Consider the following 1,802-nt stretch of genomic DNA (forward strand, 5'->3'; position numbering starts at 1 on the left):
ATCTGCGAGCCGCCGTAATCAGCGACGGCAGCGAGCTTGCCGACCACTTTGCGGCTCGCCCAGGAACCCACTACACGCGACAATCCAAGAAAGATAGGCTGCCTGCGATGACCTAGTCACCGATTAGTGTGCCTGCACCCTTACGTCGACCTGAAGGCCGTCCGGGTCGAAAACGCCATTACACTACGTAGCCGCTAGCGAGAAAATGCAGCTGCGCGCAGATCTCGAAGCCCGATGTTCGATTCGAAAAGATTGATAAGAGGCAAAAGGACGTGAAAAACCATTTGAAACGACATCTAGCACCGTTTCATTTCCGGTTTCCGGTGAGTGTGAAGGCTGCCCAGAAGAAAGGATGAGCATTTTCGTTCTTTTGTCTTTGAATGCGAATACGATTGAGCTGTGCCATGCGTAGCGCCCGGCCAGCACTTTCTCCTCTGAAAATTTGGGCGAAGAAATCGCTTATCAAACGTGCGGTCGAAGAATCTTCGACCTGCCACAGACTGGCCATCACCGCCTCAGCGCCCGCGATGCGGAAAGCTTGTCTCAATCCGGCAACCCCTTCTCCACTTCGAACGTCGCCTAAAGCCGTATCGCACGCGCTCAGCACCACCAACTCAGTCCCTTGCAAATCCGTGTTCAGAATCTCCACGCCAGTCAATAGTCCGTCGTCCGCTGGGGAATCGACCTTGTCTGTGTTGTACCCAGCAAGAAGCAGTCCGCATCTCAATAATGGGTTCTCAATAAAACGACCGCCGTTTTCGAGACGGTCCTGATCCGCATCGGAATCACCCGAGATAGCGGACTCCGGTTGGAGGAAGAAACCGTGAGTACTGACCACCAAGATTTTCGGGTGTGACAATGCTTTGAAATTGGTTTCCGAAGCCAAGCTTCCTAAGAAAACCGACGCGGATTCGTTAGAGGCTTCTGCCAGTAACTCACGAATCGATTCGGCCTCTCTGCGCGTTCCAGGTAGAGCGACAGCTTTTCCAATAATCGTAGCATGACGACTTATGGGCGTGATATTCTGGTCGACGGTTTGTCGAACGGGAAGTGATTTCGGAAGACTGTCAAAGTCAGGGTCTGCAAAAATGACTGTTTGCTCGACGGTGGTCGATTTTTGCGACGGGTTATCCAGAACATCCCGACCACTGTTGACATAATCGATTTGAAACGACTCGATAAGAAACTTGTCGTTATCGTCGATCAACGCCGCCCACGGCAGATTCCACAACTCGCCATCAGGTGAAAGCACGAGACGAAGTCGTTCATCTTTCATAACCGATGCGAGAGGAGCCAACAATCGACGCGACAACTTCTTTGAAATGGATTGATCAGCCGAAATACGTTCCACCGAGCTCAAGCCGCTAGAATTGGATAGGTTGCTGAACTCGTCCCGCCAATCTCGGATTAGCTGATCCAATTCTTCGGCATCACCGAATTCGACAATCCTGACTTCACCTTCGGCGGTTGGTGGAACGACCCAACCAAAATACTCCGTTCTCAATACGTCGTCGGATATCAAATCACGGACGGGAAGACGCACGAAATCAATGAGGACTTCGTGGGCGTTGAGACGGTCTCGAACAGACTCTAGTCCTCAATCAAGCGACTGCTGACTGAGGTTTTGGCTGAATTTTGGCGTTCATTACAGGCGGACCGGGGGCTCGGCTTGGTGTTGGTTCGTGATCGAATTGGCATGGCGGTGGTCTTTCGTGGCTGGGTGGTTGCGGCGGTACTGAAGCATCCAGACTTCAGCTTCAACGTGCGTTGTGCAGTCAACTTCGCAGCGGCATCGAGACGTG

The 1,802-nt window shown here is 52.3% G+C and carries 1 protein-coding gene; it reads right to left on the bottom strand.

What is annotated here, in order from left to right; translation table 11 throughout:
• Positions 1 to 307 precede the first annotated feature (307 nt).
• Entirely contained in the window at positions 308 to 1,351 is a 1,044-nt protein-coding gene (locus Pla100_RS30225) for a CHAT domain-containing protein (protein WP_197168362.1), read from the bottom strand.
• Between the last annotated feature and the right edge of the window lie 451 nt (positions 1,352 to 1,802).

Origin of the sequence: Neorhodopirellula pilleata (genome assembly GCF_007859915.1) — a bacterium.
Lineage (GTDB): Bacteria > Planctomycetota > Planctomycetia > Pirellulales > Pirellulaceae > Rhodopirellula > Rhodopirellula pilleata.